The sequence below is a fragment of the Dactylosporangium sp. NPDC049742 genome, from assembly GCF_040674675.1.
Taxonomy (GTDB): Bacteria; Actinomycetota; Actinomycetes; order Mycobacteriales; family Micromonosporaceae; genus Dactylosporangium; species Dactylosporangium maewongense.
The window spans coordinates 756,075-780,237 of sequence record NZ_JBFANF010000001.1; the positions used below are offsets into that span (position 1 = coordinate 756,075).

Genomic DNA, 24,163 nt, shown 5'->3' on the forward strand with positions numbered 1-24,163 from the left:
TGTTGGTGTCATCGACTGTGCTGGGTGCCGGCGGCTGTGTTGGTGTCATCGGCTGTGCTGGTGGGGGTGTGCGCGTTGCCGACGTTGCTTCGGTTGACGGCTTCCGGCACGCCGGTGTGCCCCGCTCTGTGCCGTCCAGCTCGGCGTATTGACCAGCGTCTGTGATGAGGCGATTGGCTGGCGTCAGGATCGGTCATCGTGGGCGGCAGCCGCCTCGGACGGCCTGGAACTGCTGCAGGGCTGCGTCAGGGGTGGTGGCGCGCTGCGTCAGAGGAGGGGCGCGATGTGTGAGGGCCGAGGCGGGGGCGCTCGCCGGGCAGGGATCCGGAAGGCCTCGGGCTGGGCGAGGTCTTCCGGATCGGGAGCGGTCAGAGGCAGTCGAGGAAGGCGTCGTTCTCGCCGGGGGAGCTGATCGTGACGCGGACGCCGTCGCCGGCGAAGGCGCGGACGATCACGCCGGACTCCTCGCACTTGGCGGCGAAGTCCAGGGCGGCGTCGCCCAGTGGCAGCCAGAAGAAGTTCGCCTGGGTGTCGGGGACATCGGGGTACACCTTGCGGACGGCGGTGACGACCCGCTCGCGTTCGGCGGTGATCAGGTCGACCCGGCGCTGCATCTCGTCGGCGGACTGCAGGGCGGCCAGGGCCGCGGCCTGCGCCGTCGCCGAGGTCGAGAACGGCGTGATGACCTTGCGCACGGCCGCGGCGACCTCGGGGGAGCCGATCAGGTAGCCGACCCGCAGGCCGGCCAGGCCCCACGCCTTCGAGAGGGTGCGCAGGACGACGACGTTGGGGCGGTCGCCGTACTCGACCAGGCCGTCGGGCACGTCGGGGTCGGTGACGAACTCGCGGTACGCCTCGTCCAGGGCGACCAGCACCGTCGGCGGTACAGCATCCAGAAACGCGTCGAGAGCGGCCTTGCCGGCGGCGGTCCCGGTCGGGTTGTTCGGGTTGCAGACGATGACCAGGCGGGTCTTGTCGGTGATCGCGGCGGCCATCGCCGGCAGGTCGTGCTCGTGCGAGGCGGTGTTGGGCACGCGGACGCTGGTCGCGGCGGAGGCGGCGGCGATGATCGGGTACGCCTCGAACGAGCGCCAGGCGTAGACGGCCTCGTCGCCCGGGAGGCAGGTCGCGCGGAAGAGGTGCTCGAAGAGGGCGACGGAGCCGCAGCCGGTGGCGATGCGGTCCGGGTCGACGCCCAGCCGGTCGCTGAGCGCGGCGCGCAGCGCGGTGGCGCCCGGGTCCGGGTACCGGTGGGCGCCGCTGATCGCCGCCGTGACCGCGTCGACGACGCCGGGCAGCGGGCCGTACGGGACCTCGTTGCTCGCCAGTTTGATCGCGCCGGGCACGGTGCGGCCGGCGACGTAGGCGGGCAGGGCGTCGAGGTCGGGTCGCGTGAGGCGGGTCATGAAGGATCTCCACTGGGTTCAGAAGGCTGCTGCGGAACGTCCCGCACCACGACGGTGCCGGCCGAACGGTCGTGGAAGGCCCGGTGCAGCGGCCAGTCGATCACCGGCGACAGGCTGTCGAGGAACTGCAGCACGAACCCGACGCCGCAGGTCCACAGCAGCACCGACAGGCCGAGCGGGTTCCACCGGCGGATGGCGCGGCCGTAGCCGATGCGCTCCTCGCTCTCCAGCCGCATGACCTTGATCTTCAGCAGGCGCTTGCCGAGGGTCTGGCCGTTGTTGGCGATCGCGGGCACCTCGTAGGCGAACCACAGGGCCGCGATGAGGATGAGGATCACCACCTGCAGCGAGTTGGCGCGGTCCGGCGGCACGACGTCGCTGGGCGACTCGTTGGCCAGGTAGCGGTCGTACGACTCCTGGAACACCGGCCACATCTCGCGCAGGTACTGGTAGACGAACCAGCCGGTGACCACGGCGTTGATCAGCAGCAGCGCGGCGATGTCGACGAGCCGGGCGAGCAGCCGCGCGCCGAGGCCGGCGACCTGGCGGCCGTGCGGCATCGCCGCCGCCGGGTTGAGGCCGGCGAAGGCCTGCGGCGGGAGCAGCACCTGGACGGCGCCGGTCGGGTACCCACCGGGCGGGAGGGTGCCCTGCGGCTGGGCGCCGGGCGGCAGCGGCGTGCCCGGCGGCAGCACGATGGCGCCGGGCGGCAGCTGGCCGGGTGGGAAGCCGCCGGGTGGCACGGGCGTGCCGGGCGGCAGGATCACCGCGCCCATCTGCGGGACGGGCTGCGGCGGCGGTTCGACGGGTGGCGGCGCGACGGCTGGCGGCCCCTCCGGCGCGACCGCGTCGGCCGGGATGGCGTCGCCTATCCAGCCTTCACCGTCCCAGTACCGCTGGACGGCCGAGTCGACGGGGTCCTTGTACCAACCTGGAGCTGTCACCTGTTGACCTTTACCACAACCGTCTCCGCGACCTTGTCGTGCAGGCACTGCTGGAATGGCTTGTCCCACAGCTGCCAGAGGCCGTCGATCCAGGAGAAGAACGGCACGAACATCGCCACCACGTACTGCATCAGCCAACGCTTGGCGGCGACGCCGCGGGTGATCGGCGCCGACGGGTCGTCGAGGCGGATGAGCGTCAGACCGAGCGCCCGCTTCCCCAGTGTGACACCGCGCCGGGACGGGAACAGCTCGACGTAGTACACGTAGCTCAGGCCGAACATCACGACGAAGATGCCGACGTAGATCAGGATGATCGGCCCGACGAACAGCCCCGGGTCGGGGGAGTCGACGAGCTCGCCGGTGACCGGGTCGGTCTGGAACTTGTCGGCCTGCGACCCGATCCAACCGACGATCGCGATCACCGCGGGGATCATCACGATCATCGAGAGGACGACGAAGACGATCGCGTCGATGAGGTACGCGCCGAGCCGGGCGCCGAATCCGGCGAGCGGCTGACCGGTCGGCGCCACCGGCACCGGCGGAGGCCCGTAGTAGGCCTGCGCCGGCACGCCGTATGCGCCCTGAGGGTATGCGCCCTGAGGGTATGGGTTGTGCTGAGGCGGCTGGGGGATTGTCACCCCGACAGTGTTACAGGTTTCCGCGACGTTCCTGCTCCCGCTCGATCGCCTCGAAGAGCGCCTTGAAGTTGCCCTTGCCGAAGCCGAGCGAGCCGTGCCGTTCGATCAGCTCGAAGAACACCGTCGGGCGGTCCTGCACCGGCTTGGTGAAGATCTGCAGCAGGTACCCGTCCTCGTCGCGGTCCACGAGGATGCCGCGCGCCTTGAGGTCCTCGATCGGCACCCGCACCCGGCCGATCCGCGCCCGCAGCTCCGGGTCGTCGTAGTACGAGTCGGGCGTCACCAGGAACTCCACCCCGGCCGCCCGCATCACGTCGACGGTCCGCAGGATGTCCCCGGTCGCCAGCGCGACGTGCTGCGCGCCCGGCCCGCCGTAGAACTCCAGGTACTCGTCGATCTGCGACTTCTTGCGCGACACGGCGGGCTCGTTGAGCGGAAACTTGACCTTGCGGGTGCCGCTGGCGACGACCTTGCTCATCAGCGCCGAGTACTCCGTCGCGATGTCGTCACCGACGAACTCCGCCATGTTCGTGAAGCCCATGACCCGGTTGTAGAACTCGACCCACTCGTCCATCTTGCCCAGCTCGACGTTGCCGACCACGTGGTCGACCGCCTGGAAGAACCGCTTCGCCGGGGGCGTCACGATCGGCTGCTTCGCCACGAACCCCGGTCGCCAGGGGCCGCTGTACCGCGAGCGGTCGATCAGCGTGTGGCGGGTCTCGCCGTACGCCGCGATCGCCGCGACCCTGACGGTCCCGTGCTCGTCCGTCTCGTCGTGCGGCTGCTCGAGCCCGGTCGCCCCCTGCCGCAGCGCGTGCGCGTAGGCGGCGTCGACGTCCGGCACCTCCAGCGCGATGTCGGCGATCCCGTCACCGTGCCGCTCGTAGTGCTGCGTCGCCGCGGCCTGCCGGTGCACCCCGCCCGCCAGCACGAACACCGCCGAGCCGGACCGCAGCACGTACTCGGCGTGGTCCCGGTAGCCCTGCTCAGGCCCCCGGTACGCGACCAGTGTCATCCCGAACGCGGTCGAATAGAAGTGCGCGGCCTGCTTCGCATTGCCGACGTAGAACAGCACGTGATCGAGCCCCGTCAGCGGGAACGGATCATGCGAAACGTCGCGCTCGACAGCACCGATGAGCTCGTTGATGTCCTCGACAGCCTGGGTCATGCGCCAAGCCTCGGTCGCCCACGGCGACTGTGCAAGGAACGCTATTCTGCATGGTCAGGTTGCTCATTTTGCCGTTGGTTTCGGGGGTACCGGTGGACAAGTTGCCCAGTCCGATCGACACGCTGGATGCCCGGCTGATCGCGCTGCTCGCCCTGGAGCCCCGCATCGGTGTGCTGGAGTGCTCCCGCCGCCTGCAGGTCGCCCGCGGCACGGTCCAGGCCAGGCTCGACCGCCTCACCGAGCGCGGCGTCATCCGCGGCTACGGCCCCGACATCGACCCCGCGGCCCTGGGCTACGGCGTGACCGCCTTCGTCACCCTCGAGATCCGCCAGCGCTACGGCCACGACCCGGTCGCCGCCCACCTCGCCGAGATCCCCGAGGTCCTGGAGGCCCACACCATCACCGGCTCAGGCGACCTGATGTGCCGCATCGTCGCCCGCTCCAACTCCGACCTCCAACGCGTCATCGACCGCGTCATGGGCTTCGACGGCATCGAGCGCTCCTCGACGATCATCGCCCTCGCCGAACAGATCCCCCACCGCACCCTCCCCCTGGTCCACGCCGCCGCCCGCCCCCTCGCCGCCGACAGCGACAGGCGGCGAGACTGACCGGAGACGCGGAAGCCCCCGCCCTTGGTGCTCTGGGCGGGGGCTGCACGAGAAGAGGGTCAGCGGCGGCCGACGGTGAGGACGGGCTTGGTGACTTCGGCGAAGAAGTCGTTGCCCTTGTCGTCGACGACGATGAAGGCGGGGAAGTCGACGACGTCGATCTTCCAGACGGCCTCCATGCCGAGCTCCGGGTATTCGAGGACCTCGACGTGCTTGATGCAGTCCTGGGCCAGGCGGGCGGCGGGGCCGCCGATGGAGCCGAGGTAGAAGCCGCCGTAGGTGTCGCAGGCCTCGGTGACCTGCTTGGAGCGGTTGCCCTTGGCGAGCATGACGAGGGAGCCGCCGGCGGCCTGGAACTTCGACACGTAGGCGTCCATGCGGCCGGCGGTCGTGGGGCCGAACGAGCCCGACGCGTAGCCCTCGGGGGTCTTCGCCGGGCCGGCGTAGTAGACGGCGTGGTCGCGGAGGTAGGCGGGCATCGGCTCGCCGGCGTCCAGGCGCTCGGCGATCTTGGCGTGGGCGATGTCGCGGGCCACGACCAGGGGGCCGGTCAGGGACAGGCGGGTCTTCACCGGCAGGGCCGACAGCTGCGCGCGGATCTCCGACATCGGGCGGGTCAGGTCGACCGCGACCACGTCGTCGTCCAGGTGCTCGTCGGTGACGTCGGGCAGGAAGCGGGCCGGGTCGCGCTCCAGCTGCTCCAGCCAGATCCCCGACTCGTTGATCTTCCCGACGGCCTGGCGGTCGGCGGAGCAGGAGACGGCGATCGCGACGGGGCAGGAGGCGCCGTGCCGCGGGAGGCGGACGACGCGGACGTCGTGGCAGAAGTACCGGCCGCCGAACTGCGCGCCGATGCCGAACTCCCGCGTCAGCTGCAGCACCTCGGCTTCGAGCGAAAGGTCGCGGAAGCCGTGGCCGGTCGGTGAGCCCGACGTGGGCAGCGTGTCGAGGTACTTCGCGGAGGCGAGCTTGGCGGTCTTCAGCGCGTGCTCGCCGGAGGTGCCGCCGATGACCACGGCCAGGTGGTACGGCGGGCAGGCGGCGGTGCCGATCAGGCGGAGCTTCTCCTCCAGGAACTGCATCATCCGGGTGGGATTGAGCAGTGCCTTCGTCTCCTGGTAGAGGTAGCTCTTGTTGGCCGAGCCGCCGCCCTTCGCCATGAAGAGGAACTTGTAGGCGTCGTCGCCCTCGGCGTACAGCTCGATCTGCGCGGGCAGGTTGGAGCCGGTGTTCTTCTCGTCCCACATGGTCAGCGGGGCGAGCTGCGAGTAGCGCAGGTTGAGGCGGGTGTACGCGTCGAACACGCCACGGGCGATCGCCGCCTCGTCGGCGCCGTCGGTGAGGACGAAGCGGCCGCGCTTGCCCATGACGATCGCGGTGCCGGTGTCCTGGCACATGGGCAGGACGCCGCCGGCGGCGATGTTGGCGTTGCGGAGCAGGTCGAGCGCGACGAACCGGTCGTTGGGGGAGGCCAGCGGGTCGTCGATGATCGAGCGGAGCTGGGCGAGGTGCGCGGGGCGCAGGAAGTGCGCGATGTCGTGCATCGCCTCGTCGGTGAGGAGCGTCAGCGCCTCGGGGGAGACGGTGAGGAACCGCCCGTCGCGCCCGATCCCGTCGCTGGTGACCAGCCGGTATTCGGTGGTGTCGGGTCCGAGCGGCAGCAGCGGCGAGAACGCGAACTCAGGCATGCCTCGACTGTAGTTACTGGATTCCGGCCAGTCTGAGCAGGGCGGCGGTGAGTGCGGCGGCCACCACGACGACCACGAACGGCAGCTTCCGCCACGCGAGCACGGCGCCGACCACGACGCCGGCCGGCCGGGCGACGCCGACGAAGTCGGTGCCGTCGAGCAGTGCGGCGGTGCCGATGAGCGCGGCGAGCAGCGCGACCGCGGCCAGGGTCAGGTAGCGCTTGACGGTGTCGGAGACCGACAGCCGGCTGCGCAGGACGGGCCCGGCGAAGCGCAGCGCGTACGTGCCGGCGGCCAGGACGATGATCGCGATCCAGCTCATGACGGCCGTCGCTTCGAACCGGGCACGGGCAGTGCGAACGCGAGTCCGAGCAGTGCCAGCAGCACCGGCAACCCGGCCGGCAGCAGCGGCGTGGTGGCGAGCGCGATCGCGGCACCGGCGACTGCCACTCGTACCGACGCCGAATCCTTCAACGAGGGCAGCGTCAGCGCCAGGAGTGCCGCCGGGAACGCCGCGTCGATGCCGTAGCGGTTGGGGTCGCCGAGGGCGCTGCCGGCGATCGCGCCGACGGTGGAGGCGACGTTCCACGTGACGAACAGCGCGACACCGGTCAGCCAGTACGCGCGGCGGCGCTGCGCCGGGTCGTCCTGCGCCAGGGCGAACGCGACCGACTCGTCGGTCAGGATGTGGCTGCCGACGATGCGCCGCCACCGGCTCGCGCCGAGCGTCTCGTTGCCGATCGCCAGGCCGAACGGCAGGTGCCGGGCGTTGAGCAGCAGCCCGGCCAGGACGATCGCGAGCGCGGTGCCGCCGGCGGAGACGAGCCCGACCGCGAGGAACTGCGCGCCGCCCGCGTAGACGAACGCCGACATGACCACGATCTGGCTGAGCGGCAGGCCGGCGGCGGTGGCGATCGCGCCGAACGAGAGGCCGACCACGACGGCCGCGGCACACAGCGCGCTGACGTCGCGGACGATGGGATCCCGTGTTCGTATCATCGAACGCATAGTTCGATATGCTGGACTGGTCGCAACCCGTTCGTCAAGCCGAATGATTCGTTCGTTGCACCGAACGCATGGAGGTCGCACATGGGCGCGCCGTTGGAGTTCATCGCCGCCGCGCTGCGCCGCGAGCGCGACCGGGAGAAGCTGTCGCTGAGCGAGGTCGCGAAGCGCGCCGGCATCGCCAAGTCGACCCTCCACCAGCTGGAGTCCGGCGCCGGCAACCCCAACATCGAGACCCTGTGGGCCCTGGCGGTGGCGCTCAACGTGCCGTTCAGCCGTCTCGTGGAGCCGCCCGCGCCGACCGCCCCGCGGGTGATCCGCGCCGGCGAGGGCCCCTCCATCCAGGCCGAGCAGGCCGACTTCGGCGGCGCGCTGCTCGCCACCTGCCCGCCGGGCGCGAAGCGCGACATCTACCTGATGAACGTCGGCATGGGCGGCCCCCGCAAGGCCGACGCGCACCTGCTGGGCACCGTCGAGCACGTGGTCCTGATGAGCGGCCGCCTCCGGGTCGGCCCTTCCGACGCGACCGTCGACCTGTCACCGCACGACTACTGCTCGTTCCCCGGCGACGTACCGCACCTCTACGAGGCGCTGGAACCCGGCACGTCGTTCACCCTCGTGATGGAGCACCGCTAGTTGTAGGGCAGGAACCCCAGATTCCGCCCACGGGAGACGATCAGCCCGTCCGGTCCGACGCCGAGGACGTCAGAGCTCGTCTTCGCGTCGAGTCTCAGGGTGCCATTGTCCGGCTTGTACGCCTTGAGCGTCCCCGAGTCCCGGATCAGCACCGCGTAGCGGGTGATCGCCACGTCGGCCTTCTCGCCGATCTCCTGCTTCCACGCGGTCTTCCCCGTGGTCAGGTTGATCACCTGGAGGGTCTTCTTGTCGGCGCCGCGGATCAGCCCGTACTGGCTGTCGGCCGCGACCAGCGTGTCCCCGAGCGCCCCCACGAACAGCTCCCGCCCGTCCCGCGGCGACAGGAACACCTCCCGGTTGTCCCCGCGGGTCGCCGCGATCACCGAGTCCGCCCCCGCCGGGTCCCTGCGCTGCTCACACCCCGCCCCGGACGACGTCCGCAGGTCGTAGCCGTCCTTGCGCCAGACCGTCTTGCCCGTCGCGGCGTCCCGCGCCTCCAGGCTGTAGCGGCAGTTCCCGTCCTTCGGCTGCGCGGTCGAGACGAGGACCCTCCCACCGACGACCACGATCCGACTGGTGTTCGTCGGTTCTTCGGTACGCAGCCGCTTCCCGCTGAGCGTGTCGATCACCTGCACCCGCTGGTCGATCGGGAAGCCCAGCATGGCCGGAATGGCGTTCGGGCTCGCCTCGACGGCGTTGTCGTACGTGTCGGAGAGCAGCCTGGTCCCGAGCAGGTCCGTGTTCACGCCCGCGAGCACCCGCCCGATCCCGGGCAGCGTCAGCTTCCAGATCTGCGCCCCGTCCTTGGGCGAGCGCGCCGTGAGCGTGCAGTCGGTCAGTCCACCGCAGGCCAGCGCCAGCACCGAGTCCCGGTAGGTCCACGCCCCGACCGCGTCGCCGTCCTTCCACTTGACGGACCCGTTCGCGGGGTCGAGGGCCTCGAGCCCCTTCCCGCGCCGCCCGACGACGACCACCTGCCCCGCCCCGTCCCCGGCGACGGCGGCCCAGTCGGCCTCCTTGTCCCACAGCTTCGTGCCGCTGCGCAGCCCCCGGGCCTCGATCGTCCCCCGCATCTGCACGACCACGGCATCCCCGGCGATCACGGCCGCCGACGGCTGCCCCCCGACCCGGTCCGTCCACAACGTCTCGGGCTCCGACAGCTTCCCGCCACTGGAGGCGACCTTCTCCCACCAGCCCGTGAAGTCCATCGACATCTTGGGCAGCGGATTCCACCCGGTGACCAAAATCCCCGTGATGATGAGCGCCAGCACCCCGATCGCACCGAGCGCCGTCTCAAAGTTCCGGACCGCTCCCCTAGCCACCCGCTCACCGTAACGGCGCCGGATCTTACTGCGGTGGATCGCCCGATAAGCCCGTGTCGCGGATATTTCATCCTCAAGGGTAGAAGGCTGGCGAGCGGCACTCGTGCGTCGCAGCAGCGGGGTGGAAGAGCTACCCGGGCGTATACGCGCCGTATAAGCTTGGCGGGTGGGTGACGACATCGACCTGCAGCGGATCGCCGAGGATGAGCGCATCGCCCGCGAGCTCGCGTCCGGCGACCTGCGACTCGCCTACGACGACACCGCGGAGGTCCCGGACCTGCCGCCACCCGGCGCGCCGGTCAACGTGATCCGGCCGCTGCGCATCCCCCATGACCTTGATGTGCAGGTGCGGGAGCTCGCCGAGCAGCGCGGTGTGACGATCTCGGTCATGCTGCGGGAGCTGATCGTCGCCGGCCTGCAGGATGTCACCGCCCGGCAGTCTGATCCGCTCGCCGAGCTTCGCCATCTGGGTGCTGCCGTCCAGCGGGTCGCGGACACGCTCGCCTTACGGGAACAGCGCGACGCCGCCTGACCCCCTGGTGGGCAGTGGCGGGGCGGGAATCAGGCGTGGTTGCCGCCGCGGAGCGGCCGTTGCTCGACGTTGAACGAGTGACGGGCCGCCTCGACCGGAGTGGAGGCGGCCCGTCGGGCTATACCAATGGGTGGGCGAGGCGGACCGTGACCAGGGTGGTCTTGATGCCGCTGTCGATCAGGCGGCCCGATGCGTCGAAGGCGGCTGGGCCGTCGGTCATGCCGAAGTCGTTGTCGTTGATGAGGGCGATCGTCCACGGGTTCAGGACGGCGACGCCCTCGATCTTCTTCTGGGTGCCGGGGACGGTGTTCAGGTCGATGACGAGGGTCTTCGGGACGACGGTTACCGCAGACGCGTCCTGCTCTAGGGAAGGCACCGTCAAAGGGTTGTCGTAGGGGCCGCCGAGGAGGTTGGTGGCCTTGCGGAGGTCGGCGCGGTAGAGGCGGGCGGCCTGGTCGGTGCGCTCCTGGACGAGGACGGTGTTGGGGCCGAGGCCGACGATGGAGGAGATCTTCAGCTCGGCGGGGTTGGTCTGGCCGGGGTCGACGACCGAGACGGGGGCGAACTGGTAGGCGTACTCGCCGATGACCTTGCCGGCGCGGGGGGAGAAGCGCAGCAGGCGGGTGTTCAGCGACGCCTCGCCGGCGGCCTTGGTCGGGATGAGGAGGGGGCTCTGCAGGCCGATGACCAGGTCGCCACCGGCGAGGACGCCGAGGCCCTCGAAGCCGCGGTTGACCTTGCGGGAGGCGTAGATGGCAGGGAAGGCCTCGATCACCGGGTAGTCGGTGCCGGTCAGGCCCAGGCCTGACGGGACGTAGCGGGCGAGGACGCGACCACGGGACGAGACGTGGACCAGCGAGGGGCTGTACTCGTCGACGAGCCAGAAGGTGCCGTCGGTGGCGCGGACGATGCCTTCCGTGTCCAGGCCGTTGGGGTTGATCGACAGTGGGGTGCCGGCGTTGTACGTGTAGGGCTGCTCGTCGTGCGGCAGCTGGTTCGGCAGGCCGGTGACGGGCTTGCCGGACGAGGTCGTGATCGGGATGGTCTGCACGACCTTCAAGACAGAACCGGCAGCGCGGACGCGGACGATCGTCGGGTTGAAGTCGGGGGCCGGGAAGGTCCGGCGCTTCTCGGCGCCGACCGTGATCTGGCCGTTGGGGCCGCGGTCGGTGATCGTCCAGTACTCGCCGGGGCGGCCGGCCGGGAAGATGTCGCTGCCGATGCCGCCGAGGTTGACGCCGCGGTCGTCGGCGACGCCGAAGGCGCTGAGCGGGATCGAGGGCAGGGTGGCCGTCGCGGTGACCCGGGCGCCGCCGTGGGCGGACGCGGGGGTGGCCGACAGCAGCAGGGCCGGGACGGCGACGGCGACGGTCGCGGCCGCGCGCAGCAGGAATGGCATAGCTCGCCACGATGGGCGAGCGGGCCGAAGGCGGTGTGGCCGGAGGGTGAACGGGGGCCGCACACAACGTTGGGCGCGGCCCCAGAATGCGAATTCGCGCCGAAATGTCCCCGTTCGTCCAGAGCAACCCCGCAGAGGGCTTGAGTAGCCCGAATCCGGTTTATGAGCAAACCGCCTGCAAGACCTGGACGCATTCCGGCACACGCATGTCGTTCCACGAAAAAGACTCCACGGCGCTGCTCTTTCGCCGCTCTCATTTGACTACCATCGGGCAATACCGCGTGCAGCTTCGAGGGGAGGCAGGCGCCGCGCAGAGGGTGGTTATGGGCAATTCGACCAAGTTTTCGATCTTGGGGCCGGTGCAGATCCGCACGCCGGACTCGGAGATCACGGTTGCGGCGCCCCGTGAGCGGATCCTCCTGGCGCTGCTGTTGCTGCGCGAAGGGCAGCTGGTGCCGTTCCAGCAGGTCATCTCGGCGCTGTGGGACACCAGCCCGCCGACCACCGCGCGGGCCCAGGTGCACAGCTGCGTCTCCCGGCTCCGCCAGCTGCTGCGCCGCGCCGGGCTGCCCGAGGAGCTCGTCATCACCGAGCCTTCCGGGTACCGCATCAAGGTCGGCGCCGACGAGCTGGACGCCGTCGTCTTCGCCGCCCGGGTCGAGCGCGGCCGGGCCGCGGCGGCCGACGGTGACCTGGCCGCGGCCCGCGACGAGCTGCGCGCCGCCCTCGCCCTGTGGCGCGGGCGGCCGCTCGCCGACGTCGACTCCGACGCGGTCCGCGCCTCCGCGGCGCACCTGGAGGAGCAGTGGACCGCCGCCCTGTCGCTCTGCCTGGACCTGGAGCTGCGGCTCGGCGCGGCGGAGGAGATCCTCGCGGAGGTCGCCGACCTGGTCGAGCGGTTCCCGCACCACGAGCAGTTCCGCGGGCACCTGATGACGGCGCTCGCCCGCACGGGCCGGCGGGCCGACGCGCTCGCCGTGTTCCGCCGGGGGCGGGCGATGCTCGCCGAGGAGCTGGGCATCGAGCCGGGCGCCGAGCTCGTCGAGCTGCACCGCAGGATCCTCAACGGCGACGTGACGCTGCTGCTCGCGCCGCCCGAGCCGGCCGACGAGGGGCGCCGGGCCGCCCGCTGCCTGCCGCGCGACATCGCGGACTTCGCCGGGCGGGCCGACGCGTTCGCCGAGATCGTGGCCGCGCTCAGCGATGAGCGGCACGCCGTGCTCGCGATCGACGGGATGGCCGGCACCGGCAAGACCACGCTCGCCGTCCGCGCCGCGCACGCGGTGTCGCCCCGGTTCCCCGACGGGCAGCTCTACCTCGACCTGCGCGGGCACAGCGACCGGGCGCCGCTGGACCCGGGGGAGGCGCTCGGCGCGCTGTTGCGGCAGTTGGGGGTACCGCCGGAGCGGATCCCAGCGGTCTCGGACGAGCGCGCGGTGCTCTGGCGGACCGAGCTGGCCGACCGCAGGGTGCTCGTGCTGCTCGACAATGCCCTGGACTCCGCGCAGGTGCTGCCGCTGCTGCCCGGCACGGCGCTCACGGGGGTGCTCATCACCAGCCGGCGCCGGCTCGGCGGCCTCGACGGCGCCCGGCCCGTGTCGCTGGACGTGCTGCCGCTCGACGAGGCGGTGGAGCTGCTGCAACGCACCGTCGGCGCCCGCGCCGTCGCCGACCCGGCGTGCACCGTCGAGGTGGTCGAGCTGTGCGGGCGCCTACCGCTGGCGGTGCGCCTCGCGGGCGCGCGGCTGCAGCACCGGCCGAGCTGGACGATCGCCGACCTGGCCCGCCGGCTGCGCGGCGCCGACCGGCGGCTGCCCGAGCTGGCCGTCGACGGGCGGACCGTGGCTGCCGCGTTCGCGCTGTCGTTCCAGCAGCTGCCCGTGCACCTGCAGCAGTTCTTCGCGGTGCTCGGCGTGCACCCGGCGGGTGACTTCGAGCCGGCCGTCGCCGCCGCCATGGCGCAGCTGCCCGTGGTGGACGCCGAGGAGCTGCTGGAGGACCTCGTCGACGTCCACCTGGTCGAGGCGCCCGAGGCCGGCCGGTACCGGCTGCACGACCTCCTGCGGGACTACGCGGCCCACCTAGTGGCCGACGCGGACGCCGTCGTCGACCGGATGCTCGATCATTATCTGTACAGCGTGGCCGCCGCCAACGCGTTCCTGGAGCTGTCCGACACGCGCGTCATGCTGCGGCTGGACACCCCGCCTCCGGCCGCGCGGGTGTTCACCGGGATCGCCGAGGCGCGCGGGTGGATGGAGCGCGAGCTGCCCAACGTCCTCAGCGCCGCGCGCCTCGCCTCCGACCTCGGCCGGCACCGGCAGATCTGCCTGCTGACCCGCGCGGTGTCGCCGTTCCTGTTCGGCTTCGGCTACGGCGAGGCGCAGCTCGACCTGTACGAGCGGGCGATCGCGGCCGCGCGGACCCTGCCCAGCGCGGAGCTGGAGGCGGAGGCCCAGAACTACCTCGCCGGCGTGTACTTCCGGATGGGCCGCATGGCGGACGCCCTCTCGACGCTGCGGCTCGTGACCGCCATCGCCGAGCGCGAAGGCATCCCCCGGCTCATGGGCACCGCGCTGACCAACATGGCGATGCTGCACAGCCGGCTCGGCCAGTACGCCGCCGCCATCGCCGCCGCGGAGGCCGCCGCCGCGCTGCACCTGGACGAGGCCCCGGCGCACCTCCAGTTCAAGATCAATAGCACGATCGGCATCGCGCACACCCAGGCCGGCAACTACGACCAGGCCCTGCAGGCCAACCGGCGCGGCCTCGCCGCCGCGCGCACGCTCGGCGGGATGCGCGCCGTCGGCATCATGATGGGCGAGCTCGGCCTCAACCACCTGCACCTCGGCCACCTCACCGTCGCGCCCGCCCTGCTGCGGCGCGCGCTGACGCTGAAGCAGCACTCGGTCAACCAGTTCGGCTCCGCGGAGACCCTCAGCAAGCTCGGCACCGCGCACCGCCTGCAGGGCCACCTCGCCGACGCCCTCGCCTGCCAGCGCGCCGCGCGGTCGCTGATGGAGCAGGTCGCCGACGTCTCCGGGCAGTGCCTCACCGCCAACGACCTCGCCCTCACGCTGCGCGCCCTCGACATGCACGACGAGGCCCGGCAGCTCAACGAGGAGGCGCTCGCCAAGTCCGTGCGCATCGGCGACCGGTACGAGCAGGCCCGCGCCCTGGCCGGCCTCGGCCGCCACGAGCAGGCGGTCGCGCTGTTCGAGGAGCTCGGCGTCTGTGATCTGGGCGCGCTTTACCGTTGACGGCGGTCGCCGCGGGGCACTGTAGAACGTATGGAATTCCGCGTGGAGCACGACACCATGGGCGAGGTCCGCGTCCCCGCCGACGCACTGTGGCGGGCGCAGACGCAGCGGGCCGTCGAGAACTTCCCGATCTCCGGCGGCCGGCTGGAGTCCTCCCACATCAAGGCCCTGGCGCAGATCAAGGGCGCGGCCGCCGCGGTGAACGCCTCGCTGGGCGTCCTGCCCGAAGGGCTCGCGCAGGCGATCGTGGCCGCGGCGGCGGACGTGGCGAGCGGCGTGCACGACGACCAGTTCCCGATCGACGTGTTCCAGACGGGGTCGGGCACGTCGTCGAACATGAACGCCAATGAGGTCATCGCGACGCTGGCGTCCAGGTTGCTGGGCTCACCGGTACACCCGAATGACCACGTGAATGCGTCGCAGTCGTCCAACGACGTATTTCCCACCTCCATTCACATCGCCGTCGCGTCGGCTCTGACATCCGAATTGCTGCCGGCTCTCTCCGTGCTTTCTGACGCCTTGTCGGATAAATCGGACTCGTTTGCGTCCGTGGTCAAGGCGGGGCGGACGCATCTCATGGATGCGACGCCGGTGACGCTCGGGCAGGAATTCTCCGGATACGCCGCTCAGGTCCGGTACGGCATCGACCGCATTCAGTCCGTCCTGCCGCGCGTCTGCGAGCTGCCCCTGGGGGGTACCGCGGTGGGGACGGGCATCAACACCCCGCCGTCGTTCTCCGCGTCCGTGATCGCCGCCCTGGCCGGGACGACCGGCCTGCCGCTCACCGAGGCCCGCAACCACTTCGAGGCCCAGGGCGCCCGCGACGCCCTCGTCGAGGCCTCCGGCCAGCTGCGGACCATCGCCGTCGGCCTGTACAAGATCGCCAACGACATCCGGTGGATGGGCTCCGGCCCGCGCGCCGGCCTGCGCGAGCTCCGCCTGCCCGACCTCCAGCCCGGCTCGTCGATCATGCCCGGCAAGGTCAACCCCGTCGTCCCCGAAGCGGTCCGCCAGGTCGTCGCCCAGGTGATCGGCAACGACGCCGCGGTCGCGTTCGCCGGCTCCCAGGGCGACTTCGAGCTCAACGTCATGCTCCCGGTGATCGCCCGCAACCTCCTGGAGTCCATCCGCCTGCTCGCCAACGTCGCCCGCCTCTTCGCCGCCCGCTGCGTCGACGGCCTGGAGGCCAACGAGGAGGTCCTGCACTCGTACGCCGCCGGCTCCCCGTCGATCGTCACGCCCCTGAACCGCTATCTCGGCTACGACGAGGCCGCCGCCATCGCCAAGGAGGCCCTCGCCACCGGCCACACCATCCGCGACGTCGTCATCTCCCGTGGCCACCTCGACAAGGGCACCCTCACCCAGGCCCAGCTGGACGAGGCCCTTGACCTGCTGTCGATGACCCACCCCTGAGGCGGCCCGTAGGCTGCACGGATGCCGAGCCTCACCGCCGCGGTACAGCAGGCCGACAGCCCGGTCGGGCGGTGGATGCGGGCGACGTTCCCGCACCTGGCGCCGCTGCAGCAGGCCGTCCGGGAAGCGGCCGGCGAGCTGGCGGTCGCCCCGCCGGCGGCGGTCGCCCTCGGTACGCAGGGCGGGGCGATCGACTGGTGGATCCGCCTGCTGGTCGACCCGCGGGTGTCCCTCGAACTGCCGATCCGGGGACTGTGGGACCGCCGGGCGGCGTTCGACAGCGCGGGGCGCGAGCTGCTGGAGGTGCTCTGCCCGCGCCGCCCCACCGTGCTCGAGGCCGGCCTGCACGCCGACCGGCCGGACGAGTGGTGGGCGCGGACCTGCTACGCGCTGGCGCTGCTGGTCGAGCGGTTCCGCAACCCGATGGCCACCGGCTCGCGGCTGTTCACCCTCCCCGCTGGCAGCAGGGCGGACGACCTGCTCGCCCTCGCCAACGACGACGAGGTGGCCGACCTGATCGCGATGCGCGACCTCGCCCGGACGCGGCTGCTGCCGAGCCTGGACGCCGGGACCGTGCACAGTGGACCGACGTTCGACGGCAGCGAACTGCTCGCGGCGGACGCCGATCTCGTCGTCGCGGGGCTGCTCATCGACATCAAGTCGGGCTCCGGCGGCCGGCCGCGGCTGGACGGCAGCAGGTCACCGGCGCTCGCCGCCACCGACGTGTACCAGCTGCTCGGCTACGCCCTGATGGACTTCAGCGACCGGTACGCGCTGCGCGGCGCCGGCATCTACGCCGCACGGTTCGGCTGCCTCGTACAGTGGCCGCTCACCGAACTCATCCAGCGGGCGACCGGCCGGTCCGGCCTCGGCCTCCTCGGCCTCCGGCGGGAGTTCGAGGACCTGCTCAGATCCGGCGGCGGACCCAGCGGCCGAACAGTGCGCAGGTGACCAGGAAGAGGAGGAGGAACGTGCAGGAGCGCCAGATGTCCGCGCTGGTGTTGTTCCCCGTGTACGCCGTCATGCCGTAGAGGAAGTAGCCGGCGTCGGCGAGCAGGGTGCCGAACAGGACCTTGGTGTCGGTGCGCGGGCCGCGCTTGGCGGGCGGGGCGCCGTGGTTGATGTGGATGTCGCCGCTCTGGGTGGCGTACAGGTCGCCGTTGTTGACCGAGTTGTTCTGGCCGCCGTTGCTCACAGGTGCTCCTTCGCGTTGGGGCGCGACACCAGCTGCGGGATGGTGTGGCTGGCCGGGTCGTGCATGCCGAGCACGGCGACCGCCTGGTCGAACGCCTGCGGGACCGGGCGGCCGAAGCCCAGCGCGGAGTAGAACGACGCGGCGAAGATGGTGGCGACCTCGTCGGTGACCGACGCGTTCATGCCGACGACGTGGTCGACGTGCCGGCCGATCTCCGCGGCCTGCGCGGCGGAGTGGCAGGCGTTGAGCACGACGACCCGGATCTGCTCGCCGGCGGTCCGGAACAGCTCCCCGATCCGCGCCGCGGACACCCGCCGGTCGGTGCCGTCGCCCGCGGACAGGTACACCTCGCCGGCCCGGTTGCCGTGCCCGCTGAAGTGCACGATCTGCGGGTTGTGCTGGTTCAGGTACTGCAGCAGGTCCATCGGCCGCACCGCCCAGCACGTGATCAGCTCGAACACGTCCCGGTCGTGCGCCAGCCGCAGCCGCTCGGTGACCTGCCGCGCCTCCTCGTCGATCGCGAGCCGCTCGGTGCTGCCGGGGTTGGCGGCCAGCATCAGCACCCGGATCTTCCGCTCCCGCGCCGCCGACCGGCCGGTGACATTGATGTCGCCGCCCTGGGTCACGTACATGTCGCCGCTGTGCACGGTGTTGGTCTGCGGCCCGTACTCCTGCATGCCTGCTCCTGACGGACAGCCTGGCCGGAGGGGTTCCGCTCCGGTCGGGCAGGGATCAGGATGCAGCGATGGGGATGCGTTGGCGGAGCGTGATCGGCGGGCTCAGCGGGCTCGCCGCGGCGGTGATCTGGGCGGTGTGCCTGGCGATCTACCAGCCGTACATGGAGCCGTCTCCGGCGGCCGAGTTCGTCGGCAACAACACGTACTGGCCGCGGGACATCCGGCAGCTCGCGATCCTGCTCGCGTTCGGCGGGGTGGTTCTCATCTTCCGTGCCGATCTGCGGGCCGTCCTCGCCGCCGCCGTGGGGGCCGTGATCTGGGTCGGGGCCGACCTGGCGCTCGACCGGGCCGGCGTCAGCGGCGGCGCGGCGGCCGTCTGGCTGGCCGTCGGAGGCGCGGTGGCGTTCGCCGGGATGGTGTTCGCCGCCCGTACGGTGGCGACCCCCGAACCTGGACCGGCACACTTCCTGACGACGGTCTTCGCGGTGGCCGCCGCGGTCACCGTGCTGATCACGACGCCGTGGGACGAGCCGGTCACCGACGCCGCGGACGTCCGCGTCGAGAACGGTCTCTCCCTGCTCAAGGTCGTCCTCATCGTCATGCTCGCGGCGGTCACGGTCGGGCTCCTGCCGCTGGACCGTCTCCTGTGGGCGTTGCCGTTCGCCGCGCTGGCCGCGCTCGCCGCGTGGCCGGCGACCGCCACGTACGGCTGGCTCGGCGCCCTCGGCCTGGTCCTCCTGCCGTCGGCCGCCGCGGCCGCGGTCACCGCCACCGGCGACGTGCCCCCGCTGCGCCTCCTCGCCATCACGGGCGCCTGCGCGTTGGCGCTGATCCCGGCGTACCTGCTGCTGTACTTCATCGGCTCCGCTGTCGGCGCGGCGATGACGTCCCTGGCCGGCAACCCCGCCATCGACTCCGCCGACACCGACCTCTCCCTCGCCACGGTGGCACTGCTGCTGGGCCTGCTGTTCGCCACGATCAGCCGCGCCTTCCTCGCCTCAGCATCGTCTTCGCCTTCTTCTTCTTCTTCGCCTTCGGCTGTGGATTCGGCTGCGGATTCGTCTTCCGCTTCGGATGAGGCTCGATGAGCGCCATCCGCCTCCGCCCGGTGACCGAATCGGACCTGGCGATGTTCCACCGGTTCGCCACCGAGCCGGGCCTCATCGGCCTGGACTGGTCCGGCTACCGCGACCCACACGCGGCCGACCGGCGCTTCGCCCTGGACGGCTACCTCGGCCCCGACTCGGGCCGCCTCATGGTGGAGTCCGACCCGGACGGCGTAGCGGCGGGCTTCGTCAGCTATGTCGCCGGCAAGTACAGCGGCCCCATCGGCTACTGGGAGATCGGCATCGCCCTCCTCCCCCAATGGCGAGGCCGCGGCCTGGGCTGGCGCGCCCAGGCCATGCTGTGCGACCACCTCTTCGCCCACTCCCCGGTCCAGCGCATCCAGGCCGGCACCCACCCGGAGAACATCGCCGAACAGAAATCCCTCGAAAAGGCCGGCTTCACTTTGGACGGCATCGTCCGAGCCTGCGAATTCCGCGCCGGCCGCTGGCACGACGGCTACCTCTACAGCCGCCTCCGCACCGACCCGCCCGTCTTCTACTAGCGGGCTAGGCCTAGCGCGCTAGGCTGGTTTCATGGCTGGTCACACCGAAGACGAGCTTCGTGGCGTCATCGCGGAGTACGAGGCGACGAGGAACGCGGCACTCGCCAGACGCGATGCGCGGTTGCGGGAGTTCCACGCGGCGGGATGGCGTGCTGTCGATCTCCAGCGGATCACCGGGTACAGCCGCGAAACGATCCGGCAGGCACTCCGGCCGGAGGCGCGGCTCGCCGCCAACGTCAATCGCCGCAAAGCTGCGGTAGCAGGTCCTCCGGCCGACTATGTCCCCTTCAGCGAACGCAAGCCGTATGTCGTGGCGGACGACCTGGATGAACTGCGCGGTCCCACGAGCGGCACCATCGTGTTGCCGCATCATCTCGACTGGTCTGGTAACGCCGAGTATGTCCTGGACCGCCCAGCGCGCCTTGCTTCGATGTACCGGACCGTGCTCGCCGAGGCGGCCACGAAAGACGATCTGCGGACCTGGCTCGATGGAACGCTGCTGATCCAGCTCTGGGCGAGTCTCTGGCTGCCACCGCCGCTGCGCCGGCGTTGGGAGGATCGCTTTCCCGAGTTGGCCGCGGCACGTGCGGATGCGGCCTGATTGTGGACGCATTCCACGAGCGGCTGGCACGGGTCGGGCTCGCCGCCGCGGATCGCTACGGCTTCGCGCTCGCGGGCGGTTACGCCGTTCAGGCGGCGGGCTTCCTGCAGCGCCCCAGTGAAGACGTCGACTTGTTCACCGCGTGGAACCGGCGCGGTGAGTTCGGCGAGGCGGTGTCCGCGGTGATCGACGCCTACCACGCCGATAGCCTCGATGTGCGGGTCGACCTGCAATACGAAACGTTTGCCCGCCTGATGGTGACCGACAGGCAGGACGCGTCGAAGGTCGAGCTGGGCGTCGACTGGCGCGCCAATGAGCCGATCCTCATGGCCATCGGTCCGGTGCTGCATCCTGACGACGCTGTCGCGAACAAGATGGCCGCGCTCTACGGCCGGGCGTTGGCCCGTGACTTCATCGATGTCGATGCCGCCTTGCGATCCGGTCGATACGACCGGGAATCGGTGCTGAGACTTGCCGAGCGAGCCGACAGCGGCTTCGACCGCGACATCTTCGCCGACGCGATCGGACAGGCCGAGTTGCTCGATGCCGATGACTTCGGCGAGTACGGGACGACCGGCGAGGTGTTGGACGACCTGCGCGCCCGGTTCGCGGGGTGGCGCGCTGAGCTGCGCGGGCAGAGGAACTGATCAGCGCAGGGCGGAGGCGACCGTGGTGGCGGCGGTGGTGACCAGGGTGGGGACCGAGGCCGGGTCGAGGGCGGTCAGGGCGACGACCCCCACGCTCGCCTCCAGGCCCTCGACGCCGGCGACGGCTGCGGCTACGCCGTAGGCGCCGGGCTGGAGTTCGCCGACCGTGGTGATGGCGGTGTAGTCGCCGCGGCGGCCGGCGAGGATGGCTTTGCCGGCGGCGCCCACGTCCAGGGCGTGGCGGGAGCCGGTCCGGTAGGCGACGTGGAACTGGGTCCAGCTCGGCTCGACCACTGCCAGGGCGTAGGCCTCGCCGCCGTCGGCGATGGTCAGGTGGGCGGTGGCGCCGACGGTCTCGGCCAGGCGGCGTAAGGCCGGCAGGGCGGCGTCGGCGACCAAGGGCTGGGCGCGGCGGGCGAGCTGGAGGACGCCGGCGCCCAGGCGGAGGCGGCCGGAGCGGTCGCGGCGGACCATGCCGTGCTCGGAGAGAGTGGCTACCAGGCGGTACACGACGGCGCGGCCGACGCCGAGGAGGGCCGCGGCCTCCGTCATCGTCAGGCCGCCGGGCGTCTCCGCGACCACGTGCAGCAGGCGCAGGCCACGGTCGAGGGTCTGGGCGGTCTCGGTAGCCACAGGGTCAGGTTAGTGCTGGTGCGGGTTTGGAGCGGTCCGACCGTTACTCTTGCATCCGTGACCCTACGCCTGTATGACACCGCGACCCGATCGGTCCGGGACTTCGTCCCGATGACGCCCGGGCAGGTCGGTATCTACCTGTGTGGGCTCACCGTGCAGGGCGGGCCGCACATCGGCCACCTGCGCTCCGGGGTGAACTACGACGTGCTGCGGCGCTGGTTCCTGCGCTCGGGGTACAACGTCACGTTCATCCGCAACATCACCGACATCGACGACAAAGTTCTGGTCAAGGCGACCGAGCAGGGCAAGCCGTTCTGGGCCGTCGCGTATGCCAACGAGCGGCTGCTGTCGGCGACCTACCTGAAGCTCGGCGTGCTGCCCCCGACCTACGAGCCGCGGGCGACCGGGCACATCACCGAGATGCACGAGCTGATCCAGCTGCTCATCGACCGCGGTCACGCGTACCCGGCGACGGACGGCAGCGGCGACGTGTATTTCGACGTGCGCTCGCACGCCGAGTACGGCGCGCTGTCCGGGCAGCGGCCCGACGACATGGAGCCCGCCACGGACGGTCCGGAGCGGGCGAAGAAGGACCCGCGGGACTTCGCGCTCTGGAAGGGCACCAAGCCCGAGGAGCCGGCCGAGGCCAACTGGCCGTCGCCGTGGGGGACCGGCCGGCCCGGCTGGCACATCGAGTGCTCCGCCATGTGCTGGCGGTACCTCGGCACCGAGTTCGACATCCACGGCGGCGGGCTGGACCTGAAGTTCCCCCACCACGAGAACGAGGTCGCCCAGTCGCACGCCGCCGGGCACCCGTTCGCCCGGTACTGGGTGCATCACGCGCTGCTGAACCTGGGCGGGTCGAAGATGGCCAAGTCGCTCGGCAACGTGATCAACCTCGAGGCGCTGGTCGAGGCCGGCCTGCGCCCGATCGAGGTGCGGTACTACCTGCTGGCGCCGCACTACCGGTCGGTGATCGACTACTCGCAGGAGGCGCTCGAGGAGGCCGCTGCCGCGTTCCGCCGGGTCGAGAACTTCGTGACCCGCGCGGTGGAGCTGGTCGGCCCCGGCGAATTCTCGGAGTTGCCCGACGCGTTCGTCGAGGCGATGGACGACGACCTGAACACGTCGCGCGCGCTCGCCGTCCTGCACGATGTCGTACGGGACGCGAACACCGCTCTGGCGGCCGGCGACCCGGCGGCCGTGTCGGCGGCCCTCGCCACGGTCCGGGCCATGCTGGACGTGCTCGGGCTCGACCCGCTGGACCCGCAGTGGAGCGACACGCAGGCCGGGGACCTGACGCGGGTGGTCGACGCGCTGGTGGCGCTCGCACTGGAGCAGCGCACCGCGGCCCGCGGCCGCAAGGACTGGGCCGCCGCCGACGCGGTGCGGGACCAGTTGAAGCACGCCGGTATCGCGGTGGAGGACACCCCGGCCGGTCCACGATGGACGTTGGAGAGCTGAGAACAATGCCAGGCAATTCTGAACGCCGCGGCAAGCGGGTCGTCTCGAAGAAGGGCGCCGCCAAGGGCTCCGGTGGGAAGAACCGGCAGTCCCTGACGGGCCGCGGGCGCACCCTGCCCGCGGACGAGCGCCCCTGGCACAAGGGGTACAGCGGCGACGAGGAGCTTCCCCAGAAGACCGCCCGCAAGCAGGCCAACGAGCTGCGCGCGGCGGCCGCCCAGGGTCGGGCCCCGAAGATCGGCCAGCCCGGCACGAAGCGCACCGCCGGCAAGGGGCCGTTCGGTGCCTCGAAGCCGACCGCGGCAGGGGCACGGTCCACGCCGCGCGTCTCGCCCGGGCGGAAGTCGTCGCAGCCGAAGGACGGGCCGGAGCTGCTCGTCGGCCGCAACCCGGTCGTCGAGGCCCTGCGCACCCACGTGCCGGCCACCGCGCTGTACGTCGCCCTCGGCATCGACATGGACGAGCGCGTCAAGGAGGCGGTCCGCACCGCCGCCGAGCGCGGCATCGCGATCCTCGAGGTCACCCGCGCCGAGCTCGACCGGATGACCGGTGGCGTCCTGCACCAGGGCCTCGGCCTGCAGGTGCCGCCGTTCGCGTACGAGCCGTTCGACGACCTGCTCGCCGCCGCCAAGGAGCACACGGCGCCGCTGCTGATCGCCCTCGACGGCATCACCGACCCCCGCAACCTCGGCGCGATCATCCGCTCCGCCGCGGCGTTCGGCGCCCAGGGCGTGTTCCTCACCGAGCGCCGGTCGGCGGCGATCACGGCCACCGCGTGGCGCACCAGCGCCGGCGCCGCCGCCAGGGTCAAGGTCTCCCAGGTGACGAACCTGACCAGGTCCCTGAAGGCCTGTCAGGACGAGGGCTTCATGGTCGCCGGCCTCGACGCCGACGGCGCCACCTCCCTGTACGACCTGGAGGCCGCCGTCGGCCCGCTGGTCGTGGTGGTCGGCTCGGAGGGCCGCGGCCTGTCCCGCCTCGTGGGCCAGACCTGCGACCTGAGGGTCTCCATCCCGATGATCTCCGACATCGAGTCGCTGAACGCGTCGGTCGCCGCCGCGGTCACCCTCGCCGAGGTCAACCGCCGCCGCACCCAGTAGCGCCGTTCACACGAAGAAGCGCCGCCCCGGGCCCGGGCCCGGGGGGGGGGGGGTGGGGTGCGGGCGCCCCCGTCCGGGGGGGGGGCCGGGTGGGGGGCCATTATCCACCGGCCCGCTGCGCCGGTGGCCGCCGCGGGCACCCCGCTGAAGGCGATGCGGGCCGAGGTCCTCGCCCGGTACCCGGCCATCGTCGACCCGCGGATAGTGGCGCGGCTGCAGGC

General features: G+C 71.5%; 24 protein-coding genes. 12 read left to right on the forward strand and 12 right to left on the reverse strand.

Going from position 1 to position 24,163, the window contains the following annotated elements:
- Window positions 1–368: 368 nt before the first annotated feature.
- From hisC to hppD, 4 genes are all read right to left on the reverse strand, one after another.
- Window positions 369–1,406, reverse strand: a complete 1,038-nt coding sequence (gene hisC, locus AB0J72_RS03415) for a histidinol-phosphate transaminase (protein ID WP_363393864.1) — start codon at window positions 1,404–1,406, stop codon at window positions 369–371.
- Window positions 1,403–2,350 carry an RDD family protein gene (locus AB0J72_RS03420; RefSeq protein ID WP_363393866.1) on the reverse strand — a complete coding sequence of 316 codons (948 nt, stop codon included), beginning with the start codon at window positions 2,348–2,350 and terminating at the stop codon, window positions 1,403–1,405. The genes hisC and AB0J72_RS03420 overlap by 4 nt, the downstream gene beginning before the upstream one ends.
- Window positions 2,347–2,919 (reverse strand): RDD family protein, encoded by a 573-nt coding sequence (locus tag AB0J72_RS03425; RefSeq protein ID WP_363393868.1) that lies wholly within the window; start codon window positions 2,917–2,919, stop codon window positions 2,347–2,349. Before AB0J72_RS03425 ends, AB0J72_RS03420 begins: the two co-directional genes overlap by 4 nt.
- A 79-nt stretch (window positions 2,920–2,998) precedes the next feature.
- On the reverse strand, window positions 2,999–4,156 hold the full coding sequence (gene hppD, locus AB0J72_RS03430) for a 4-hydroxyphenylpyruvate dioxygenase (protein ID WP_363393870.1): 1,158 nt from the start codon (window positions 4,154–4,156) through the stop codon (window positions 2,999–3,001).
- 101 nt (window positions 4,157–4,257) lie between these two features.
- Here hppD and AB0J72_RS03435 point away from each other — a divergent pair, with 101 nt between their 5' ends.
- The gene (locus AB0J72_RS03435; protein ID WP_363393872.1) at window positions 4,258–4,764 is read left to right on the forward strand and encodes an Lrp/AsnC family transcriptional regulator; all 507 of its coding nucleotides are present in this window, start codon (window positions 4,258–4,260) and stop codon (window positions 4,762–4,764) included.
- A gap of 59 nt (window positions 4,765–4,823) precedes the next feature.
- On the opposite strand, the gene AB0J72_RS03440 is transcribed toward AB0J72_RS03435, so the two are convergent.
- Genes AB0J72_RS03440 through AB0J72_RS03450 form a run of 3 tightly spaced genes read right to left on the reverse strand, consistent with a single transcriptional unit; the run spans window position 4,824 to window position 7,451 of the window.
- Complete coding sequence (locus AB0J72_RS03440; RefSeq protein WP_363393874.1) at window positions 4,824–6,452, reverse strand: fumarate hydratase; 1,629 nt, start codon at window positions 6,450–6,452, stop codon at window positions 4,824–4,826.
- A 13-nt stretch (window positions 6,453–6,465) separates the two neighbouring features.
- A complete protein-coding gene (locus tag AB0J72_RS03445; RefSeq protein WP_354889368.1) occupies window positions 6,466–6,774 on the reverse strand; it encodes an AzlD domain-containing protein in 309 nt (102 codons plus the stop codon).
- On the reverse strand, window positions 6,771–7,451 hold the full coding sequence (locus AB0J72_RS03450; protein ID WP_363393877.1) for an AzlC family ABC transporter permease: 681 nt from the start codon (window positions 7,449–7,451) through the stop codon (window positions 6,771–6,773). Before AB0J72_RS03450 ends, AB0J72_RS03445 begins: the two co-directional genes overlap by 4 nt.
- Window positions 7,452–7,541: 90 nt before the next feature.
- On the opposite strand from AB0J72_RS03450, the gene AB0J72_RS03455 reads away from it, so the two are divergent.
- Window positions 7,542–8,093: an XRE family transcriptional regulator gene (locus AB0J72_RS03455; protein WP_344509188.1), complete on the forward strand. Its 552-nt coding sequence runs from the start codon at window positions 7,542–7,544 to the stop codon at window positions 8,091–8,093.
- On the opposite strand, the gene AB0J72_RS03460 is transcribed toward AB0J72_RS03455, so the two are convergent.
- Window positions 8,090–9,415 (reverse strand): PQQ-binding-like beta-propeller repeat protein, encoded by a 1,326-nt coding sequence (locus AB0J72_RS03460; RefSeq protein ID WP_363393879.1) that lies wholly within the window; start codon window positions 9,413–9,415, stop codon window positions 8,090–8,092. The two genes, AB0J72_RS03455 and AB0J72_RS03460, sit on opposite strands and share 4 nt — an antisense overlap.
- 166 nt (window positions 9,416–9,581) lie before the next feature.
- Between AB0J72_RS03460 and AB0J72_RS03465 the strand changes: the two genes are divergently transcribed.
- Window positions 9,582–9,947: a hypothetical protein gene (locus AB0J72_RS03465; protein ID WP_363393881.1), complete on the forward strand. Its 366-nt coding sequence runs from the start codon at window positions 9,582–9,584 to the stop codon at window positions 9,945–9,947.
- A 118-nt stretch (window positions 9,948–10,065) separates the two neighbouring features.
- Here the strand turns inward: AB0J72_RS03465 and AB0J72_RS03470 are convergent, their stop codons facing one another.
- Window positions 10,066–11,346 (reverse strand): esterase-like activity of phytase family protein, encoded by a 1,281-nt coding sequence (locus AB0J72_RS03470; RefSeq protein WP_363393883.1) that lies wholly within the window; start codon window positions 11,344–11,346, stop codon window positions 10,066–10,068.
- Between the two features lie 359 nt (window positions 11,347–11,705).
- On the opposite strand from AB0J72_RS03470, the gene AB0J72_RS03475 reads away from it, so the two are divergent.
- Genes AB0J72_RS03475 through AB0J72_RS03485 form a run of 3 tightly spaced genes read left to right on the forward strand, consistent with a single transcriptional unit; the run spans window position 11,706 to window position 16,967 of the window.
- A complete protein-coding gene (locus AB0J72_RS03475; protein WP_363393885.1) occupies window positions 11,706–14,603 on the forward strand; it encodes a BTAD domain-containing putative transcriptional regulator in 2,898 nt (965 codons plus the stop codon).
- Between the two features lie 30 nt (window positions 14,604–14,633).
- Window positions 14,634–16,016, forward strand: coding sequence for a class II fumarate hydratase (locus AB0J72_RS03480; protein WP_363393887.1), 1,383 nt, complete (start codon window positions 14,634–14,636; stop codon window positions 16,014–16,016).
- Between the two features lie 21 nt (window positions 16,017–16,037).
- Window positions 16,038–16,967 carry a hypothetical protein gene (locus AB0J72_RS03485; protein WP_363393889.1) on the forward strand — a complete coding sequence of 310 codons (930 nt, stop codon included), beginning with the start codon at window positions 16,038–16,040 and terminating at the stop codon, window positions 16,965–16,967.
- Here the strand turns inward: AB0J72_RS03485 and AB0J72_RS03490 are convergent.
- Both AB0J72_RS03490 and AB0J72_RS03495 read right to left on the reverse strand, forming a co-directional pair.
- On the reverse strand, window positions 16,924–17,211 hold the full coding sequence (locus tag AB0J72_RS03490; RefSeq protein WP_363393891.1) for a hypothetical protein: 288 nt from the start codon (window positions 17,209–17,211) through the stop codon (window positions 16,924–16,926). The genes AB0J72_RS03485 and AB0J72_RS03490 overlap by 44 nt on opposite strands.
- A complete protein-coding gene (locus tag AB0J72_RS03495) occupies window positions 17,208–17,888 on the reverse strand; it encodes a CHAT domain-containing protein (RefSeq protein ID WP_363393893.1) in 681 nt (226 codons plus the stop codon). The genes AB0J72_RS03490 and AB0J72_RS03495 overlap by 4 nt, the downstream gene beginning before the upstream one ends.
- 68 nt (window positions 17,889–17,956) lie before the next feature.
- Here AB0J72_RS03495 and AB0J72_RS03500 point away from each other — a divergent pair, with 68 nt between their 5' ends.
- Genes AB0J72_RS03500 through AB0J72_RS03515 form a run of 4 tightly spaced genes read left to right on the forward strand, consistent with a single transcriptional unit; the run spans window position 17,957 to window position 20,745 of the window.
- Window positions 17,957–18,976 (forward strand): hypothetical protein, encoded by a 1,020-nt coding sequence (locus AB0J72_RS03500; protein ID WP_363393895.1) that lies wholly within the window; start codon window positions 17,957–17,959, stop codon window positions 18,974–18,976.
- Window positions 18,973–19,497 (forward strand): GNAT family protein, encoded by a 525-nt coding sequence (locus tag AB0J72_RS03505; RefSeq protein ID WP_363393897.1) that lies wholly within the window; start codon window positions 18,973–18,975, stop codon window positions 19,495–19,497. The genes AB0J72_RS03500 and AB0J72_RS03505 overlap by 4 nt, the downstream gene beginning before the upstream one ends.
- Window positions 19,498–19,528: 31 nt before the next feature.
- The gene (locus AB0J72_RS03510) at window positions 19,529–20,098 is read left to right on the forward strand and encodes a hypothetical protein (protein ID WP_363393899.1); all 570 of its coding nucleotides are present in this window, start codon (window positions 19,529–19,531) and stop codon (window positions 20,096–20,098) included.
- Window positions 20,099–20,100: 2 nt separating this feature from the next.
- Window positions 20,101–20,745, forward strand: a complete 645-nt coding sequence (locus AB0J72_RS03515) for a nucleotidyl transferase AbiEii/AbiGii toxin family protein (RefSeq protein ID WP_363393901.1) — start codon at window positions 20,101–20,103, stop codon at window positions 20,743–20,745.
- Here AB0J72_RS03515 and AB0J72_RS03520 read toward each other — a convergent pair whose 3' ends face one another.
- Window positions 20,746–21,378 (reverse strand): helix-turn-helix domain-containing protein, encoded by a 633-nt coding sequence (locus AB0J72_RS03520; protein ID WP_363393903.1) that lies wholly within the window; start codon window positions 21,376–21,378, stop codon window positions 20,746–20,748.
- A gap of 57 nt (window positions 21,379–21,435) precedes the next feature.
- Here AB0J72_RS03520 and cysS point away from each other — a divergent pair, with 57 nt between their 5' ends.
- Entirely contained in the window at window positions 21,436–22,842 is a 1,407-nt protein-coding gene (cysS, locus tag AB0J72_RS03525) for a cysteine--tRNA ligase (protein WP_363393905.1), read from the forward strand.
- Between the two features lie 5 nt (window positions 22,843–22,847).
- Window positions 22,848–23,942 (forward strand): 23S rRNA (guanosine(2251)-2'-O)-methyltransferase RlmB, encoded by a 1,095-nt coding sequence (gene rlmB, locus AB0J72_RS03530; RefSeq protein ID WP_363393907.1) that lies wholly within the window; start codon window positions 22,848–22,850, stop codon window positions 23,940–23,942.
- Window positions 23,943–24,163 lie beyond the last annotated feature (221 nt).

Bases quoted from the DNA above. Each gene is read 5' to 3' on its own strand.
- AB0J72_RS03485 (WP_363393889.1), top strand. From the start codon at position 16,038: ATGCCGAGCCTCACCGCCGCGGTACAGCAGGCCGACAGCCCGGTCGGG.
- AB0J72_RS03470 (WP_363393883.1), bottom strand. From the start codon at position 11,346: ATGCCATTCCTGCTGCGCGCGGCCGCGACCGTCGCCGTCGCCGTCCCG.
- AB0J72_RS03480 (WP_363393887.1), top strand. From the start codon at position 14,634: ATGGAATTCCGCGTGGAGCACGACACCATGGGCGAGGTCCGCGTCCCC.
- AB0J72_RS03440 (WP_363393874.1), bottom strand. From the start codon at position 6,452: ATGCCTGAGTTCGCGTTCTCGCCGCTGCTGCCGCTCGGACCCGACACC.
- AB0J72_RS03495 (WP_363393893.1), bottom strand. From the start codon at position 17,888: ATGCAGGAGTACGGGCCGCAGACCAACACCGTGCACAGCGGCGACATG.
- AB0J72_RS03450 (WP_363393877.1), bottom strand. From the start codon at position 7,451: ATGATACGAACACGGGATCCCATCGTCCGCGACGTCAGCGCGCTGTGT.
- AB0J72_RS03445 (WP_354889368.1), bottom strand. From the start codon at position 6,774: ATGAGCTGGATCGCGATCATCGTCCTGGCCGCCGGCACGTACGCGCTG.
- AB0J72_RS03500 (WP_363393895.1), top strand. From the start codon at position 17,957: ATGGGGATGCGTTGGCGGAGCGTGATCGGCGGGCTCAGCGGGCTCGCC.
- hisC (WP_363393864.1), bottom strand. From the start codon at position 1,406: ATGACCCGCCTCACGCGACCCGACCTCGACGCCCTGCCCGCCTACGTC.
- hppD (WP_363393870.1), bottom strand. From the start codon at position 4,156: ATGACCCAGGCTGTCGAGGACATCAACGAGCTCATCGGTGCTGTCGAG.
- AB0J72_RS03510 (WP_363393899.1), top strand. From the start codon at position 19,529: ATGGCTGGTCACACCGAAGACGAGCTTCGTGGCGTCATCGCGGAGTAC.
- AB0J72_RS03505 (WP_363393897.1), top strand. From the start codon at position 18,973: ATGAGCGCCATCCGCCTCCGCCCGGTGACCGAATCGGACCTGGCGATG.
- rlmB (WP_363393907.1), top strand. From the start codon at position 22,848: ATGCCAGGCAATTCTGAACGCCGCGGCAAGCGGGTCGTCTCGAAGAAG.
- AB0J72_RS03455 (WP_344509188.1), top strand. From the start codon at position 7,542: ATGGGCGCGCCGTTGGAGTTCATCGCCGCCGCGCTGCGCCGCGAGCGC.